Raw genomic sequence first — 18,042 nt, forward strand, 5'->3', positions numbered from 1 at the left:
AAACTAGCTTTCAAAAGATTAAATATATCTCATTAATAAAAATTTAAGAAAGGAAATTTATGGAGCGTGTTTATTTAGACAATAACGCTACAACTATGGTTGATCCCGAAGTTTTTGAGGCGATGAAGCCATATTTTTGTGAAAAATTTGGAAACCCAAATTCACTTCATAGCTTCGGTAGCGAAACCCACCCAGCTCTAAGGCGGGCTATGGACGAGCTATACGAGGGGATTGGCGCAGCAGACGCGGACGATATCGTCATTACAAGCTGCGCGACAGAGAGCAACAACTGGGTTTTAAAAGGGATTTATTACGACAAAATTTTATCAGGCGAAAAGGACAATATCATAATCAGCTCTGTCGAGCACCCAGCTATCAGCGCGACCTGTGAGTTTTTGGAGCGAGTGTGCGGGGTAAAAATCATCAGGCTAGGCGTGGATAGCAATGGCTTAATCAGCCTAGATGAACTAAGAGAGAAAATCAACGACAAAACAGCCCTTGTTAGCGTAATGTGGGCAAACAACGAAACAGGCACGATTTTCCCTGTAAAGCAAATCGCAGATATCGCGCACGAATTTGGCGCACTTTATCACACAGACGCTGTGCAAGCAATGGGAAAAATCCCTGTAAATGTGCGCGCAGCAGGCGTGGATTTTTTAAGCCTTTCTGGACATAAATTTCACGCTCCAAAGGGCGTTGGCGCGCTATATATCAAAGATAGCAAACCACTTACTAGCCTGCTTCATGGTGGCGAACACATGGGCGGTCGCAGATCTGGCACGCTAAATGTCGCTAGCATAGTGGGACTTGGCAAGGCAATGGAGTTAGCGAATAAATTTATGGCTTTTGAAAATTCGCATGTCAAAAGGCTACGCGATAAATTAGAGGACGCTTTGCTTGAAATTCCACATGTCTATGTCGTGGGAGAGCGCGAAATTCGCGTGCCAAATACGATTTTAGCCTCGATTCAAGGCGTAGAGGGCGAGGCTATGCTTTGGGATTTGAACAAAGCAGGAATCGCTGCTAGCACGGGCTCAGCATGCGCTAGCGAAGCACTAGAAAACAACCCGATCATGGAAGCAATCGGCGCAGATAAAGAGCTAGCTCACACAGCGCTTCGTTTATCTCTTTCTCGCTTTAATACAGAGGCTGAGATTGATTATGCCATAGAGCATATCAGCAAGGCAATCACCAGACTTCGCGGGATTTCTAGCACATTTGCTTACGCCCCACAAGGTTATCAAAAATAAGGATTTAAAATGGCAAAAAACGATTTAATAAATGGTTCGATTTGGGAGCAATACTCAAACAAGGTTCAAGATCGCATGAACAACCCTAAATTTATGGGCGAAATCACAGAGGAGGAGGCCACTGCGCGCGGTGCGAAGCTAATCGTGGCTGATTTTGGCGCAGAGAGCTGTGGGGACGCTGTGAGATTATACTGGCTCATCGACCCTGCTACTGACATTATCATTGACGCTAAATTTAAAAGCTTTGGCTGTGGCACGGCAATCGCTAGTAGCGACACTATGGCAGCGCTTTGTATCGGCAAAACCGTCGATCAAGCTGTAAAGATTACAAATTTAGATGTCGAGCGCGATATGCGCGATACCCCTGACGAGCCGGCTGTCCCACCACAAAAAATGCACTGCTCAGTAATGGCGTATGATGTCATCAAAGCAGCTGCGGCAAAATACAAAGGCATAGATCCTGAGCATTTCGAAGATGAGATTATCGTGTGCGAGTGCGCTAGGGTGAGCCTTGGCACGATAAAAGAGGTGATTAAGCTAAATGATTTAAAAACCGTCGAGCAAATCACACAATACACAAAGGCTGGCGCGTTTTGCAAATCTTGCATTAAGCCCGGCGGACACGAGGCTAGGGAGTATTATTTAGAGGATATTTTAAAGCAAACAAGAGAGGAAATGGAGCTAGAAAAACTCCAAGCCCAAGCCGGTGCGTGTGCGAGTTCTGGCACGGCGCCAGAGGCGAAACTAAGCTTTGAAGAGCTAAATTTAATCGGTAAATTTAAAGCGGTCGAGGCGATACTTGATAGCGATATTCGCCCAATGCTTCAAATGGACGGCGGAAATCTCGATGTCATCGACATCAAACCAAGCGATGATGGCAAAACTGACATTTATATTCGCTATCTGGGTGCGTGCTCAGGGTGCGCTAGTGGCGCAGGCGCGACGCTATATGCGATCGAGGCGGTTTTGAAGGATAATCTAAGCGAAAATATCCGCGTAATGCCGATTTGATGATATACAGGCTAAATTTGGGCTTTTGCTTCAAATTTAGCCGAATTTAATACCCTAAAAACACTTGCTTTTAAATTTTAAATTCACAGATTGTTTTGGCGATAAATCGCCTTGCAATGACAAATCAATGCTTTTAAATTTTGCCTGCTAATGAATTAAAAATTTAAACGCTAAATTCGCAAATTTCGCGCCATAATAAATTTTATTCTAATCCTAAATTTAGTATAATCGCGGGATATTTTTTATTTAAGGACAAATCATGAGACCAGTTATACTCGATAGCGTAAAACATGCAGATCTAAAATATCACGCAGACGCGATTCCAAACGAGCCGTTTGTGCCTGTAATCGCGCCTGAGGTTCCAGCGTGTTCTGATAAATTAGTCATCGTTTTTACAAACGAGCCTGAGCCAAAAATGGTAGCACTTCTAGGCCGTTCAAAAAACCTTTTAATCGACAAAAGCTACAAAGGCATGGTGCCATCAGCTATCCAAAACTACCCATTTTTCCTAGCTAAAATCGAAGATCGCATGGTGATTTGCTTCGATGAGGACGCCAAACAAATCAAAGGCGAGGGCGAGGCGCTGTTTGAAGAGGGCAAACCAACGCAGTTTTTGGAAAATTTGAAAAGCGTAATGAAAAACTACTGGGAGCTAAACGCCATTACTAGCGAGGCTGCAAAAGAGCTAAAAGAGGCTGGCGTTTTGGAAGCAAAAGAGCTAAATATCCAAAAAGACGGCGAGACGATTACGCTATTAAACGGCTTTTTGATACTAAACCGCGAGAAACTTTTGAGCCTAGATGATAAAAAACTAGCCGAATTTGCGCGCAAAGGCTATTTGGAGCTAGCGTTTTTCCACCTAAAAAGCCTAAGCAATCTACAAACCCTAGGCGATAAAATCATGGCAAAAGACGCGCCAAAAAGCAATTAAAGAGCAAATTTAAAGGAATTTTAATGATACCATTTAGCGATGAAGAGCTTTTAAATCCTGTCAAGGCTAGCCTCGATACTATCCGCCCAATGCTACAAAACGACGGCGGTGATATGGAGCTTCGTGGCATTAAAAACGGCGTTGTGTATGTTACGCTCACAGGACATTGTCATGGTTGCGCTGCTAGCGGACAGACGCTGAAATTTGGCGTAGAAAGACAGCTTCGTATGGATATCCACCCAGAACTTAGCGTCGTAAATATCCCACAAGGCGAGAATTTTGAGCTATAAATCAAAAGGGCTAAACGCCCTAAAATCTGGCAAATTTGAGTTTGCTAAAACATTTTTTGCCTTAGCGCAAGAGCAAAAACCAAGCGATGAGCTTTTGTTTTTAATCGAGCTTTGCGATTTGGGGCTTAGCGAGCCAGAAGAGGCCTTGATGCTGTATGAATTTTATACCCTAAAACCTAAGCCAAAACCTAGCGTTTTGTTTCGAATTTTAAACTCAATTAACGAAAAAATTGTTAAGAAAAATGCTGAAATTTCAAAGAAATTTTCAGATGAGGCTGAGGGGATAGACGCGATTTTATACAAAGATTTCATGCGTGTTGTAAAGGAGAGCGGAAGCTTTAAAAATGTCTTTGAGAGCGTGATTTTCTCGTCAAAAATCGCGGTTGAGAACAAAGACGAGATGATCGAGTTTTTGCAAAATTTGCTTGCAAATGGATTTGATGAAATTTGCATTAATTATATCGAGGCGAGTTCGGAGCATTTCGCTGGGGATTTGCGCCTAGATGAGATTATAAAAAAGATAAAAAATGAAAATAGGGATTAAAAATAGTTTTATCACCGATAATTCGGGCGAGTGCGAGAGCGGGTGCTATTTTGTGCAAACTAGCGCAAATGCCAAATTTAGCGCACAAGCCGAGCAAAACGGCGCACAAATCATTTCTATTAGCGAAGCAAAGGCGCTTTTAGGGATTGATGAGGGTATTAAAATCGTAGGCATTACCGGCACCAACGGCAAGACCACGACCGCTGCGCTGATTTATTCTATGCTTTTGGATTTGGGGTATTCTGTGGGGCTGTGTGGCACCAGAGGGGCTTTCATAAACGATAAAAGAATCGATGAAAAGGGGCTTACGACAAGCTCTGTTTTTAAAACAATGAGTTATTTATGGGAGGCTAGCAAACAAAAGTGCGAATTTTTCGTCATGGAGGTTAGCTCTCACGCAATCGCGCAAAACCGCATTGAGGGGCTAAATTTCGCGCTTAAAATTTTTACAAATTTAAGCCAAGATCATTTGGATTATCACAAAACTATGGAAGAATATGCCGCGGTAAAAAGCTCGTTTTTCGCCGATGAGAGCGCAAAGCTTATCAACAAAGACGACGGCCATATCGAATTTAACCTAAAAAATGCCCTAACTTATGGCGTGAAAAATCCAGCCACTTTTAGCGTGCTAGCTTACAGCGTAAAAGGCGCAATCGACGCTATGATAAAAACCCCAAATGGCGAGTTTGAAATTTCTAGCGAATTAATCGGCGAATTTAACCTTTACAACGCCCTAGCAGCCTTTGGCGCAGTCAAAATGCTAACTAATAAAAACGAAAAAGATATCGCGGGGGCTTTGTCGAATTTCGCAGGGGTTGAGGGCAGGGTGCAAGTAGTAGCCAAAAACCCCCTTGTCATCGTGGATTTCGCGCACACGCCAGATGGGCTCGAAAAGGTGTTAAATGCGCTCAAAGATAACGAACTAATCGTGGTTTTTGGCGCAGGTGGCGACAGAGATCCTCTAAAACGCCCATTAATGGGGGCTATGGTGGAGCATTTCGCTAAATTTGCAATCATCACTAGCGATAATCCACGAAGCGAAGACCCCGAAAAAATCATAGCTCAAATCGAAGAGGGCATGCGAGATAAAGAAAAAATCACAAAAATCGCAGATCGCAAAGAGGCGATTAAAAAGGCGATAAATTTGGCGCAAAATGGCGAAGTGGTCGTGATTTTGGGCAAGGGCGATGAAACATACCAAGAGATAAAGGGCGTAAAATATCCATTTAGCGATAAAGATGTCGTTTTAGAGATTTTAAAGGAGCAAAAATGAAAATAACAATGCTTCAAAGCAAAATTCACAGAGCCCGTGTAACGGACGCAAATCTAAATTATGTTGGCTCGATTACGATTGATAAAGAGCTTTTAAAAGCTAGCGGTATGATTGAGTTTCAAAAGGTTGAAATTTTAAATATCAACAACGGTGAGCGATTTAGCACATATATCATCGAGGGCGAGAAAAAGGGCGAGATTTGCCTAAATGGCGCGGCTGCGCGCAAAGTTTGCGTAGGCGATGTGGTAATCATAGTAAGTTATGCTGATATGAAACCTGAGGAAGCGAAAAAATTCAGGCCAAAAATCGTGCATGTAAATGAAAAAAACGAGATTGTGGAGTAAGAGATGTTTGAGGGAATGGATTTTTCTAAAATGGGCGAAATGATCGAGCAAATGCAAGAAAAAGCAAAGCAGATCCAAGAAGAAAACGCCAAAAAAGAATTTAGCGTCAAAGTCGGCGCTGGTATGGTCGCTATCAAAATCAACGGCGCTGGCGAGGTTTTAGATGTGGAGATCGACGATAGCCTTTTGGAGGACAAAGATAGCTTGCAAATTTTGCTAATCTCAGCGATAAATGACGCCGTAAAACTCATAGAAAACGAAAAGAAAAACGCCGCAACTGCCATGCTAGGCGGTCTTGGCGGACTAGGCGGATTTGGCGCGAATTAGGAATAAAAATGGAAATTTTGAAGGAATTTAAAGAGTATTTGCGCGAAAATCCACTCCATGCGCCTAGCTTTCACCCATATTTCGAAGAGGCATTAAATTATATGTTGGGTGCTGGTGGGAAGCATTTTCGCGCTCAACTGCTTCTTGGCGTGGTCGCTGCTATAAATAAAAATAAATTTGCAGACGCCCTGCCTGTCGCAAAAGCCCTAGAAATGGTGCATACATACTCGCTAATCCATGATGATTTACCCGCTATGGACAATGCTGATTTTAGGCGCTCTCATCAAACCATACACAAAAAATACGATGAGGTTACAGCGATACTCGTGGGCGATGCGTTAAATACTGACGCTTTTTTGGTGATTTCTAAGTCAAATTTAAGCGCAGAGATTAAGGTAAAATGCGTTGAAATTTTAGCCAAAAATGCTGGTTCAGCGGGCATGGTTTTGGGTCAAGCGATTGATTGTTATTTTGAGAAAAAACACCTAGAAATATCAGATTTAAAATTTTTGCACCTTCACAAAACAGGCGCCTTAATAGCCGCTTCGTTTGAATTAGGCGCTGTTATTGCGGGTTTGGGCGATGAAAAGGCGAGGAAATTTTATGGCGTCGGGCTAAATTTGGGACTAGCTTTTCAGATACAAGATGACATCATCGACGCCACACAAAGCTCCCAAACCGCAGGAAAGCCTACTATGCACGACACAGATAAAAATTCTTTTACAAATTTACTCGGCGTCGAACGCGCCAAAGAGTATAAAAACTCACTTATTTCGCAAATCAAAGAAAGTATGAGCGATGAGAGTGAAAATTTGCAAAATTTAGTATCAAATTTGATAAACAAATATCTGAAAGGATAAAAATGAGAAGTAAAATTTCAAACACCATTAAATTTTTGAGTGCGGATATGATCCAAAAGGCTAATTCTGGCCACCCAGGCACTCCTATGGGGCTAAGCGATGTGATGAGCGTGCTTATGGAAAAGCTAGTGCATAATCCAAAAAATCCAAACTGGCTAAACCGCGATCGCCTCGTATTTTCCGGCGGTCATGCAAGTGCTTTGGTGTATAGCTATCTATATTTGAGTGGCTATGATATCGCGCTGGAAGATTTGAAAAATTTCCGTCAGCTCCACTCCAAAACCCCAGGTCACCCAGAAATCACAACCCCTGGCGTAGAAATCGCCACAGGTCCGCTAGGTCAAGGCGTGGCAAACGCTGTGGGCTTTGCAATGGCGGCAAAATACGCTGCAAATTTGCTAAATGACGAAAACACAAAGGTAATCGATCATAAAATTTACTGCCTTTGCGGGGACGGCGATTTAGAGGAAGGTATCAGCTACGAAGCATGTGCGCTGGCAGGTTGCCACAGCCTAGATAATCTCGTCATTATCTACGATAGCAACAAAATCACGATTGATGGCTCAACTTCGATTGCATGGGACGAGGATATCAAGGTTCGCTTCGAAGCCCAAGGTTTCGAGGTGGCTCGCATAGACGGACACAATTTCGACCAAATCGAATTTGCCCTAGACGAGGCCAAAAACAAAACCAAACCATACCTAATCATCGCAAATACCGCTATTGGCAAGGGCGCATTAGAGCTAGAAGGTAGCCACAAAACTCACGGCGCACCTTTGGGCGAGGATCTCATAAAAAGAGCCAAAGAGGCACTGGGCTTTAACCTTGATGAGAGTTTTAGCGTGAGCGAAGATGTGCTTTTTGCCACTCGCGCAGCCGTAGAAAAGGGCGATTTGGCTGAGAAACTATGGAACGAAAAAATCGCAAATTTAAGCGCAGAAAAGAAAAATTTATTAAACTCACTTCAAAATCCAAATTTTGACGCTATACAATTCCCTGATTTTAGCGGTCAAAAGGTCGCCACGCGCGATAGCAATGGCAAAATTTTAAACGCAATCGCGGCTGCGCTTCCTAGCTTCATAGGCGGAAGCGCAGATCTTGCGGCGTCGAATAAAACAGAGCTTAAAGGTTTTGGCGACTTCCCGTATGGCAAAAATTTCCACTTCGGGATCCGCGAACACTCAATGGCTGCGATAAACAACGCAGTGGCTAGATATGGGCTGTTTATCCCATTTTCTGCGACATTTTTTATTTTTAGCGACTATCTCAAAAACAGCGCTAGAATGGCGGCACTTATGAGCCTAAGGCACTATTTCGTTTTCACTCACGATAGTATCGGCGTAGGCGAGGACGGCCCGACTCACGAGCCAATCGAGCAACTCTCAACCTTCCGCGCAATGCCGAATTTCTACACCTTCCGTCCAGCTGACGGCAACGAAAATGTAGAGTGCTGGCGCGCAGCACTGGCCACAAACGCCCCTGCTGCCTTTGTTTGCTCGCGCCAAGGCTTGGAAGCTTTGCCAAAGGCTGTATTTGGCGAGGCAAAAAACGGCGCGTATTTGATCAAAGAGTGCGAAAACGCCGATATCACGCTAGTAGCTAGCGGTAGCGAAGTAGGAATCTGCCTAAAAGCCGCCGCGCTTTTACAAAGCGAAAATATCAGAGCAAATGTCGTTAGTGCGCCTTGTTTCGAGCTTTTGTGCGAACAAAGTGAAGAATACAGGGCTAGAATTTTCAAAGGCAAAGTCCTAGCTGTCGAGGCTGCAAGCGCGCTAGAATGGTATAAATTCGCTGATGAAATTTTAGGTATGAAGAGCTTTGGCGAGAGCGCACCAGCTGGCGAGCTATTCAAACTTTTCGGTTTTAGCGATCTAAATGTCGCAAACGAAGCGAAAAAACTTCTAAATAGATAATCCAAAATTTAGCCAAATTTCAAAATTTGGCTAAATTCTATTTGCAATCGCTCGGCGAAATTACGATAGAAGCTAGGTTAGCATCAATCCCGGGCGGGGTGTAGCGCCACTCCATGGCGATTTCGTTATCTCTGTATTCGGCTAGCTCCTCGGCCTTGCAGTAAAGCTCCAAAAGCTCGCCACTTTTTAATACCAAATTTGAGCGCAATTTATCCTCGATTTCGTTTATTTTTTCCATTGCTTCTGGTGGAAGGTCGAATTCATAGTAGTGCGTCAAAAGATTATTTTGGCAGGTTATGTCGCTATAAATCACAACGCCGTTTTTGTATGGTAAATCCTTTTTGCTAGCCTTGATTAGCGCGATAGTTTCGGCGTTTTGGCATTTATCGGCGTTTTCTTGTGCGCTTTTATTTTGATTTGGAGCCGATAAAATTATCGTTTGCGTGGAAGTGGCTGGCTGAGAGGAAACAGCTGGCGTATCAGGTATGGCTAGCGTGGTAGAATTTATAGGTTTTGTCGGTGTTGCGGAGTTTGCGGCGGCGATTTTGTCAAATTCGCGCGAAATTTCTAGCTCTATGGAATCATTTTTTTTCGTGTTAGCTAAGCGCTGTTTTTCTCTTTTTTTCTCCTCTCCACACCCCGCTAAAAGCACCAAAAGACCAGCCAAAACTAGAAATTTTCTCATAAATTTCCTTTTTTTAAATTTTGCAAGAATTATAACGATTTAGGCTTAAATTTGTAATAGCAAAATTTAGCCAAATTTAATATATGATTAAAATAAATTTACCACGGAAGTGTATAATCCTCGCATTTTATCTCATTTTAAAGGAGTTTTAATGAAAAAATCTCTACTTAGCCTTAGCGTAGTTGCGATGATTGCGCTTAGCGGTTGCTCTAACAAATCAGAAACTTTGGGACCTGATGTCTATGACGAGCATGGATTAAACCAAGAACAAAACGCCAAAACTATCCAAATTCTCTCAATCGTCCCAGCCAAGGTCAGGGTCGATAATACTGAAAACAAACGCTTAGCCCAAGCCGCAGGTGGCGTAGTAGGCGCTGTGGGCGGAGCTGTGCTAGGTCATAAAATGGGCGGTCGCCACGAAACAGGCGGAGCTGTGGCTGGTGGCGCGATAGGTGGCGTGCTAGGAGCAGGAGCAGGATCGATGGTAAGCGATACCAAGGTAATCGACGCCGTGACAATCACATATAAAGATGGCAAATCGCTTAAAAGCTCGACACAAGCAGGTCGCGTGTGCCAGTATGCTAATGGCGAAGCGCTGATGATTTCATCATACTCTGGCGAGACGAGAATCCAGCCAAACGCGGTGTGCGCTGATTAAATTTAGCCGAATTTACCCGTGAAATTTACGGGTAAATTCCACTTTGCAAAAAATCTAAAATTTACAAATTTTTATTAAAATATAGAACAAATTTCAAAATTTAGGATTACAATGAAACTTCAAATGTCCCTAATCTCGGCTGCTTGCGTGGTGATAATCATAGCAGGACTTAAAGCTGCTGGCTCGATTATCGTGCCGTTTTTGCTAGCGATTTTTATCACGGTTTTGATTTCGCCACTAATGCTATCTATCCAAAAACTGCGCGTTGGGCGATTGTTTAGCTTTTTGATTGTGGTTTTGGGATTTCTTGGCGTTATGGGATTTATGGGCGATATCGTATTTAAGGCGGTCAGAGAGTTTTCGGCGCAGTTACCAGAGCTGGGGGCGAAATTCAACCAGGTCCTAGGTGGCGCGCAAGAGAGGCTGAATAATTACGGCATTGATTTTGATCTAGCTAGCCTCGGTGCTGAGCCCTCTGAAATGGTATCTCGCGCGACAGCTGTGGCGAAAAAAACAGGCGGAATTGTCAGCACTGGGTTTTTTGTCTTTATTTTGGTCTCTTTCATGGTCTTTGAAAGCTCGGTAATTGATGCGAAAATCAAATATTTTTCCGCTCGCAACCGCGGTATGCATAAATTTATGAAAAAATTTGCCCCAAGCCTGAAAAAATATCTACTTATAAAAACGATTTCAAGCGCCACGACAGGCGCGCTAATCGGGCTTTGTCTGTGGCTACTTGGCGTGCCGTATGCAGCACTTTGGGGGATTGTGGCCTTTATGCTAAATTATATCCCTACAATCGGCTCCATAATCGCCGTTTTTCCGACACTTTTTGTAACCTTGGCGACAATGGATTTAAGCGTGAGTATTTGGGTCGTGGCGATCTATCTTATCATAAATGTCGTCATCGGAAATATCATCGAACCACGCTTCATGGGCGAGGGACTGGGGCTTTCGACACTAAGCGTGCTTGGAGGTCTTCTTCTTTGGGGTTTTGTCTTTGGTGTGGGGGGTATGTTTTTGGCTGTGCCACTTACTATGAGCATACAAATCGCGCTAAATTCGAACGAACGCACGAAATCTATCGCTACGCTTTTAAGCAATAAAATTGAGCATTAAATTTTAAAATTTTAAAATTTCGCTAGGGAAATCCTAGCGAAATTTAGCTATTAAACATAGCCTTGATCTATCATCGCATCGGCTACTTTGCGGAAACCTGCGATATTTGAGCCAAGCACAAGGTTGCCCTCATCGCCGAATTCTTTCGAAGTCTCGTAGCTAGTGCGGAAGATATGCCTCATAATCTCGTGAAGGCGACCATCGACCTCCTCGAAACTCCATGATTCAAGTTGCGCATTTTGCATCATTTCTAAGCCACTTGTAGCCACGCCACCAGCATTTGCTGCTTTTGCAGGGCCAAATAAAAAGTCTTTTTGGCTTAGCATAAAATCAATCGCAGCTAGCGTGCTAGGCATGTTTGCGCCCTCGCATACAAGGCGACATCCGTTTGCGTATAGGGTTTTGGCGTCCTCTAAGCTTAGCTCGTTTTGTGTAGCGCTTGGGAAGGCTGCGTCGCATTTGACGCTCCATACGCCATTTCTGCCCTCTGGATACTCGCTAACTGGGGTAAATTTGGCGTTTTTGCGCTCTTTGGTGTATTCTGCTAACCCCACTCTAAGCTCCTCTTTTAGCTTTTTAAGTAGAGCTAAATCAATGCCATCTGGATCGTAGATAAAGCCGGTAGAATCGCTAACGGTAACTGGTTTGGCTTCTAGTTGATATAGTTTTTCGACTGTGTAGATTGCGACATTTCCTGCGCCAGATATTGCGCAGACTTTGCCACGAAGTGCTTCGCCTTTTTTGGCTAGCATTTCTTGTGCGAAATACACTGAGCCGTATCCTGTGGCTTGCGTGCGAGCTAGGCTTCCGCCCCATGCTAGGCCTTTGCCAGTAAGTGCGCCATCAAATCTGCGAGTGATTTTTTTGTATGCGCCATACATATAGCCGATCTCTCTACCGCCCACGCCGATATCGCCGGCTGGGACATCTGTATTTTCGCTAATAAGTCTGTGAAGCTCTAACATAAATGCTTGGCAAAATCTCATAATCTCGCCGTCGCTTTTGCCTTTTGGATCGAAATTTGCGCCACCTTTGCCGCCACCGATATTAACGCCTGTGAGTGAATTTTTGAAAATTTGCTCGAAACCTAAAAATTTCAAAACGCCCATATTTACGCTAGGGTGAAATCTAAGACCGCCTTTGTATGGGCCAAGCGCTGAGTTAAACTCGACGCGGTATCCCGTATGCACGCAAGGCTCGCCACGATCGTTTGTATAGACTACGCGAAAGCTCAGGCTTCTCTCTGGCACAGTGATTCGCTCTAAAATTCTGTGTTTTGTGTATTTTTCTTCGCGCTCGATTAGGGGAGCAAGAGAGTTAAAAATTTCAGTCGCTGCTTGTATAAAAACTTCTTCGCCCGGATTTTGCTCTTTTAGGTTGTTTAACAACCCTGCCACATAACTATTCATATCTCCTCCTTAAATTGGTTTATAATTAAATTTGCTTGCTTTTTTTAGGAAAATTTTAAGTGCGCGCCTCTCGCGCGCGCCGACTTTGTAGCTTATGAGTTGGAGGTATTCTAAGATGTCTTTTTCAGCAATTCCTCTGCTTCTAGCGTATTTGATGAGGATATATTGTGGGATTTTGACCTTAGTGCGTAAAAACGCCTCGGTAAGTTTGGCGTAAATTTCGTGATTTTTAACCGAGCATAAAATTCCAAAAACAAATGGCAAATTTGTGTTTTTGTGCCAAATTTCGCCCAAATCGTAAAATTTCTTTTCCCCTTGCGATAAAATCGCGCGCAGAGCGTTATCGCCGATGATGACCTCGCCATTAATGCCTAAAATTCGCGAGAGCATATTTGAGCTCATCGAGGCTGGATCTAGGCGCGGGGTGGTGTTTTTACGCACGAGCACGCTTTTTACCTTTTTTTGGGCGACTATGCCAAGAGGGTGGGTGGAGTATTTTTTGTGGCGGGATTCTATGCTAGAAATCACGGCCGCATCGACACGCATTGCGCGCAAATCGCGACAGAGCTTGCTAGGCACACCTTTTTTGAGTTCTATGAATTTTTTGGTATGCGCTGGCAAAGGTAGAGATTTTAAATACACATGAAAAGGGAGTAAATTTAAATAATCTATCTTGCCAAATCGCATCCATATTCCTATTTTAAAATTCGTAAATTATATTACTATTTTTGTAAGAAAAAGTTAAAATTTTTAAATTAATAAAAACTAATAAATTTTGCCACCAAAGAAGTGGCAAAATTTGGATTAATCGGCTTGTGAGATTGAGAGTGAGTTGTATTTGCTAAACTCGACTATGCCCTCGCCGCCTTCTTTGAAGTGGATACTCACACCTTTGTCATTTTCCATGTAAATTCCGCTAGCTGAGCGTTGGCGAGTTAGGTTGTGAGTTTTGCCCTCGCTATCGGTTAAAACCGCTGTGTCAAACAAATCGTTTGAAGCTAGGCTTAGTTTTTTGCCATTTTCGGTTTTGAAATTTAGCACTTCCATTTTGGCGGTCGCTGTGGTGTGGTTTTGCTCGTTAATCGCGTCCTCTGGGGATTGGCGAAGCTGCTTTGAGGCGCAACCTGCCAAAAGTAAAAGTGCAGTCATGCATGAGAGAATTTTGCTCATTTTCTATCCTTTTAAAATGAAATTTTACGCAAGAAATCTTGCAAACGCGCAATTATAGTCAAAATTTATATTTCGATAGTAAATAAAAATTTACTATTTTCTACGATTTGCCTAAATTTGCATTGATTTCATCAATCAGCGATTTTCGCGTCTCCCAGAGCTTAGCCGATAAATCTACTTTGTAGGTTTGTGGGTGGATATTTCGCAGGTATTCGCACCAAAATTTCGCCTTGGCCTTGCGTGAAAATTCGGCGATTTGCATGACGGATTTTTTCTCGCCGACAAATTTACCATTTACAAACACAGGCTTTAACATAGCCTTTGCGCTGAAATTTTCGAGTTTTTTGCGTTTGTAAGTGTAGAGTGGGTGGAAGATTTCAAGCGGTGCGCCTTCATCGATACTTTCATTTTCAAGCGTGATTAAATCCGCTAGCGCCATGCCACTATCTTTGTCATAGAGTCTGAAAAACTGCTTGTAGCCGGGGTTGTTTATCTTGCGTGGGTCGTTTGAAATTTTAATCTTTGGCAAAATTTCGCCCTCTTTTTCGATACCGCTTAGCTTATAAACGCCGCCAAGGCTTGAACTATCGCCACCTGTGATTAATCTCGTGCCAATGCCCCAGCTATCGATTTTAGCGTCGAAAAGTTTGAGCTGATCGATCGCGTATTCGTCCAAATCGTTGCTGGCTGTGATTTTGGCGTCCTTAAATCCAGCGTTATCAAGCATTTTGCGAGATTGTTTGGTCAGATACTCCAAATCGCCAGAATCAATGCGGATTCCAAGCGGTTTGTGGCCTTGCTCGCGAAGTTCTTCAAAAACCTTAATCGCATTTGGCACGCCGGAATTTAGCGTATCGTAGGTATCGACGAGCAAAAGCGCGGAGTCTGGGTAAATTTTGGCGTAAGCGCGAAAGGCCTCGATTTCGCTAGGAAAGCTTCCAATCCACGCATGAGAGTGTGTGCCGATAGCTGGTATGTCAAAAATTTTGGCAGCCAAAACATTTGAAGTAGCCACGCAACCGCCGATTATAGCGGCCTTTGCGCCAAAAATCGCAGCACTTTTATCCTGCGCTCTGCGAAGCCCAAACTCCATTACGCTACCCTCTCCTGCGCTGAAATTTATGCGCGAGCTTTTGGTAGCGATTAGGGTTTGGAAATTTATGGTGTTTAAAATCGCAGTTTCGATTAACTGCGCCTCGATGATATTTGCTTTGACGCGTATTAGTGGCTCGTGTGGAAATACGACCTCGCCCTCATCGACAGCGTAAATTTCTCCACTAAATTTAAAATTTTCAAGGTAGGCTAAAAATTCCTCCTTAAAACTCCCAAGCGAGCGCAAATACTCTATATCATCACTGCTAAAATGCAAATTCTCTATATAATCCACCACTTCGCTCATACCACAAAATATCGCATAACCGCCACCACATGGGTTTTTGCGGTAATACATATCAAAAACTGCGACTTCGTGCGGTTTTAAGAAAAAATATCCTTGCATCATTGTGAGTTGATAAAAGTCAGTAAGCAGGGCTAAATTTGATGAATTTTCGAAATTTTGCATTTTTTAAATACCTTAAATTTTGAAATTTCCCGAAAACGGGAAATTTCGATTATTTTGATTGTAAAGATTTTTTGTAAGCCTCGAAATCGAAATTGCTTACTCTTGCTACGCCATCATCTACGGCAGCTTTTGCAACAGCAGCTGAAATAATAGCAAATACGCGCGGATCAAATGGATTTGGGATAATATAATCTCGTCCAAATTTCAAATCAGGCTTGCCTAGCATTTTTAGCACATCTGGGTGGATTGGCTCACGGGCTAGCTCCGCCATAGCGCGAGAAGCGGCTAGTTTCATATTTTCGGTGATTTTTTTAGCCTTTACATCTAGCGCGCCACGGAAAATGTAAGGGAAGCCCAAAACATTGTTGATTTGGTTAGCAAAGTCGCTTCTGCCAGTGCCTACGATCGCATCGTCCCTCACGGCATGCACCTCATCTGGGTAGATTTCAGGCACAGGGTTTGCAAGAGCGAAGATTATCGGCGTTGGCGCCATTGATTTTACCATTTCGGCTGTTACGACGCCTGGTTTGCTAAGGCCAAGAAACATATCCGCACCCCTCATCGCATCTGCTAGACTTCTATCGTTTGTGTCGATAGCAAATTCCATTTTTTGTGGGTTTAAATCGCTTCTGCCAGTATGAATTACGCCCTTTGAATCAAGCATAATTACATTTTTTGCGCCAAGGCTTTTATATAGTTTCGCGCACGCGATACCTGCTGCACCTGCGCCTGAGACTACGATTTTCATATCTTCGATTTTTTTGTCACTGATGTAGGCTGCGTTGATTAATCCCGCACCTGTAATCATCGCCGTGCCGTGCTGATCGTCGTGCATGACAGGGATATCGACGGCATTTTGTAGTTCTTTTTCGATCTCAAAGCACTCAGGAGCTTTGATATCTTCTAAATTTATTCCGCCAAATGTCGGCGAGATAGCCTTGCAAATTTCGACTATTTTTTTAGGGTCTGTTTCGTTTATCTCGATATCAAAAGCATCTACGCCAGCAAATTTTTTAAACAAAACCGCTTTTCCCTCCATTACTGGCTTTCCTGCGATTGCACCTATATCTCCTAGCCCTAAAACGGCCGTTCCGTTTGTGATAACTGCGACAAGATTTGATTTGTTGGTGTATTTGTATGCTAGCTCATTATCGGCCTCAATCACCTTGCAAGGCTCGGCCACACCTGGTGTGTATGCTAGGGTCAAATCCTCTGGTTTAGCGCATGGAGTTTTGACATTTATGCCGATTTTTCCGCCGATATGATACTCTAACGCCCTTTCTTTCAAATCATTTTGTGCCATTTAAATTCCTTTCTGTAATAAGCTAGAAATTCTAGCTTTAACCTCGTCGCTACCTAAAATTTCAATCATTTCAAATATCGACGGACTTACGCTCGTTCCTGTTATGGCGACTCGCAAAGGTTGGGCTAAATCTTTTAGCTTCACTTCGTTTGCCTCCAAAAATTCCATTGTCTTTGCCTCGATTTCGCTTGCAACGAAATTTGAGGTTAAAATTTCTTGGAATTTTGCGAGTAAGGCTATCGAATTTTCGTTGATAAACTTTTTATACGCTTTTTCATCATAAATTTTTAAAGGATTGATTAAGGTTGCGATTCCGTTCGCCATTTCGGCTAGGGTTTTTGCGCGCTCTTTGTATTGATCGATGATAAGCTCTTTTTTAGGGTGATTTACTATATCTACGCCAAATTCTAGCAGGTGGGCGCAGGCTTCGGTAACGCTTAAATTTTTAATGTAATGCGCATTTAGCCAATCAAGTTTGGTTTGGTTAAATGTGCTTGCACTTTTGCCGATATTATTAGGATTAAAGAGTTTTTTCATATCGTCCATGCTAAAAATTTCATCGTCCCCATGCGACCAGCCAAGGCGGACTAAGAAATTTAGCAGAGCTTGTGGCAAATAGCCCATTTTTTTGTATTCCATGACATCTGTCGCGCCGTGGCGTTTAGAGAGTTTTGAGCCGTCAGAGCCATTTATCATAGCAACATGGTAAAATTTAGGCACTTTAAATCCAAGTGCGTTATAAAGCACGATTTGTTTTGGGGTATTTGATAGGTGATCATCGCCTCTGATGATATCTGTAACGCCCATTAGCGCGTCATCTATAACGACCGTGAAATTATAAGTCGGCGTGCCGTCGCTTCTAGCGATGATAAAATCGTCTAAAATGTCTTTGGCTTCAAATTTCATATCGCCCTTAATTCCGTCGCTAAACTCAATCGTGCCGTCAAGTGGCGATTTTATGCGGATTACTGGCTCGATACCAACCGGCGGAGTGCCTGTGAAATCGCGATACCTATTATCGTATTTTGGGCGCTCTTTTCTGGCTTCTTGCTCGGCTCTTAGCGCGTCTAGCTCAGCCTTGCTCATATAGCATTTATATGCTTTGCCCTCATCAAGGAGCTTTTGGACATATTCTTTGTATAAATCAAATCGTGAGCTTTGATAGACGATTTCGCCGTCGTAGTCTAGACTGCACCATTTAAACGCCTCTTCGATAGCCTTTGCGGCCTCTACCGAATTTCTTTTTAAATCCGTATCTTCAATGCGAAGCAAGAATTTGCCGTTATTTGCTCTTGCGTATAGGTATGAAAACAGCGCAGTTCTTAATCCGCCGATGTGCAAATACCCTGTCGGGCTTGGTGCGAAACGAGTTACAATCATAAATTTCCTTTTTA

At 43.1% G+C, this 18,042-nt stretch carries 19 protein-coding genes; 12 read left to right on the forward strand and 7 right to left on the reverse strand.

What is annotated here, in order from left to right; all coding sequences use genetic code 11:
• Positions 1 to 59: 59 nt before the first annotated feature.
• The 10 genes from PF027_RS00525 to tkt all read left to right on the forward strand — a co-directional run bounded on the left by PF027_RS00525 (position 60) and on the right by tkt (position 8,743).
• On the forward strand, positions 60 to 1,250 hold the full coding sequence (locus tag PF027_RS00525) for a NifS family cysteine desulfurase (RefSeq protein WP_270868510.1): 1,191 nt from the start codon (positions 60 to 62) through the stop codon (positions 1,248 to 1,250).
• A gap of 9 nt (positions 1,251 to 1,259) precedes the next feature.
• Positions 1,260 to 2,261 carry an iron-sulfur cluster assembly scaffold protein gene (locus PF027_RS00530; RefSeq protein WP_270872079.1) on the forward strand — a complete coding sequence of 334 codons (1,002 nt, stop codon included), beginning with the start codon at positions 1,260 to 1,262 and terminating at the stop codon, positions 2,259 to 2,261.
• A gap of 259 nt (positions 2,262 to 2,520) precedes the next feature.
• Positions 2,521 to 3,192, forward strand: a complete 672-nt coding sequence (locus tag PF027_RS00535) for a SapC family protein (protein WP_270877281.1) — start codon at positions 2,521 to 2,523, stop codon at positions 3,190 to 3,192.
• Between the two features lie 23 nt (positions 3,193 to 3,215).
• Positions 3,216 to 3,482 carry a NifU family protein gene (locus tag PF027_RS00540; protein ID WP_270858479.1) on the forward strand — a complete coding sequence of 89 codons (267 nt, stop codon included), beginning with the start codon at positions 3,216 to 3,218 and terminating at the stop codon, positions 3,480 to 3,482.
• Positions 3,472 to 4,026 carry a histidine kinase gene (locus PF027_RS00545; protein ID WP_270873300.1) on the forward strand — a complete coding sequence of 185 codons (555 nt, stop codon included), beginning with the start codon at positions 3,472 to 3,474 and terminating at the stop codon, positions 4,024 to 4,026. The genes PF027_RS00540 and PF027_RS00545 overlap by 11 nt, the downstream gene beginning before the upstream one ends.
• Complete coding sequence (locus tag PF027_RS00550; RefSeq protein ID WP_270877282.1) at positions 4,010 to 5,299, forward strand: UDP-N-acetylmuramoyl-L-alanyl-D-glutamate--2,6-diaminopimelate ligase; 1,290 nt, start codon at positions 4,010 to 4,012, stop codon at positions 5,297 to 5,299. Before PF027_RS00545 ends, PF027_RS00550 begins: the two co-directional genes overlap by 17 nt.
• On the forward strand, positions 5,296 to 5,643 hold the full coding sequence (gene panD, locus PF027_RS00555) for an aspartate 1-decarboxylase (RefSeq protein WP_270858476.1): 348 nt from the start codon (positions 5,296 to 5,298) through the stop codon (positions 5,641 to 5,643). The genes PF027_RS00550 and panD overlap by 4 nt, the downstream gene beginning before the upstream one ends.
• Positions 5,644 to 5,646: 3 nt before the next feature.
• Positions 5,647 to 5,970 carry a YbaB/EbfC family nucleoid-associated protein gene (locus PF027_RS00560; RefSeq protein ID WP_270858475.1) on the forward strand — a complete coding sequence of 108 codons (324 nt, stop codon included), beginning with the start codon at positions 5,647 to 5,649 and terminating at the stop codon, positions 5,968 to 5,970.
• An 8-nt stretch (positions 5,971 to 5,978) separates the two neighbouring features.
• Complete coding sequence (locus PF027_RS00565) at positions 5,979 to 6,830, forward strand: polyprenyl synthetase family protein (protein ID WP_270877283.1); 852 nt, start codon at positions 5,979 to 5,981, stop codon at positions 6,828 to 6,830.
• 2 nt (positions 6,831 to 6,832) lie between these two features.
• Positions 6,833 to 8,743: a transketolase gene (gene tkt, locus PF027_RS00570; RefSeq protein WP_270877284.1), complete on the forward strand. Its 1,911-nt coding sequence runs from the start codon at positions 6,833 to 6,835 to the stop codon at positions 8,741 to 8,743.
• Positions 8,744 to 8,780: 37 nt separating this feature from the next.
• Here the strand turns inward: tkt and PF027_RS00575 are convergent, their stop codons facing one another.
• Positions 8,781 to 9,428, reverse strand: a complete 648-nt coding sequence (locus tag PF027_RS00575) for a hypothetical protein (RefSeq protein WP_270872085.1) — start codon at positions 9,426 to 9,428, stop codon at positions 8,781 to 8,783.
• A gap of 151 nt (positions 9,429 to 9,579) precedes the next feature.
• On the opposite strand from PF027_RS00575, the gene PF027_RS00580 reads away from it, so the two are divergent.
• Together PF027_RS00580 and PF027_RS00585 are read left to right on the forward strand one after the other, a co-directional pair.
• Positions 9,580 to 10,086, forward strand: coding sequence for a glycine zipper 2TM domain-containing protein (locus PF027_RS00580; RefSeq protein WP_270872086.1), 507 nt, complete (start codon positions 9,580 to 9,582; stop codon positions 10,084 to 10,086).
• 111 nt (positions 10,087 to 10,197) lie between these two features.
• Positions 10,198 to 11,205: an AI-2E family transporter gene (locus tag PF027_RS00585; RefSeq protein WP_270864775.1), complete on the forward strand. Its 1,008-nt coding sequence runs from the start codon at positions 10,198 to 10,200 to the stop codon at positions 11,203 to 11,205.
• A 50-nt stretch (positions 11,206 to 11,255) separates the two neighbouring features.
• Here PF027_RS00585 and gdhA read toward each other — a convergent pair whose 3' ends face one another.
• From gdhA to gltX, 6 genes are all read right to left on the reverse strand, one after another.
• Positions 11,256 to 12,614, reverse strand: a complete 1,359-nt coding sequence (gdhA, locus tag PF027_RS00590; protein WP_270872087.1) for an NADP-specific glutamate dehydrogenase — start codon at positions 12,612 to 12,614, stop codon at positions 11,256 to 11,258.
• 9 nt (positions 12,615 to 12,623) lie between these two features.
• Positions 12,624 to 13,301 (reverse strand): MqnA/MqnD/SBP family protein, encoded by a 678-nt coding sequence (locus tag PF027_RS00595; protein ID WP_270872088.1) that lies wholly within the window; start codon positions 13,299 to 13,301, stop codon positions 12,624 to 12,626.
• Positions 13,302 to 13,418: 117 nt separating this feature from the next.
• Entirely contained in the window at positions 13,419 to 13,784 is a 366-nt protein-coding gene (locus tag PF027_RS00600; RefSeq protein ID WP_270872089.1) for a hypothetical protein, read from the reverse strand.
• A 100-nt stretch (positions 13,785 to 13,884) separates the two neighbouring features.
• On the reverse strand, positions 13,885 to 15,345 hold the full coding sequence (locus PF027_RS00605; RefSeq protein WP_270872090.1) for a nicotinate phosphoribosyltransferase: 1,461 nt from the start codon (positions 15,343 to 15,345) through the stop codon (positions 13,885 to 13,887).
• A gap of 49 nt (positions 15,346 to 15,394) precedes the next feature.
• Positions 15,395 to 16,648 carry a malic enzyme-like NAD(P)-binding protein gene (locus PF027_RS00610; RefSeq protein ID WP_270872091.1) on the reverse strand — a complete coding sequence of 418 codons (1,254 nt, stop codon included), beginning with the start codon at positions 16,646 to 16,648 and terminating at the stop codon, positions 15,395 to 15,397.
• On the reverse strand, positions 16,649 to 18,028 hold the full coding sequence (gltX, locus tag PF027_RS00615; RefSeq protein ID WP_270872092.1) for a glutamate--tRNA ligase: 1,380 nt from the start codon (positions 18,026 to 18,028) through the stop codon (positions 16,649 to 16,651).
• Positions 18,029 to 18,042 lie beyond the last annotated feature (14 nt).

This window comes from Campylobacter sp. VBCF_01 NA2 (assembly GCF_027797205.1).
Lineage (GTDB): Bacteria > Campylobacterota > Campylobacteria > Campylobacterales > Campylobacteraceae > Campylobacter_B.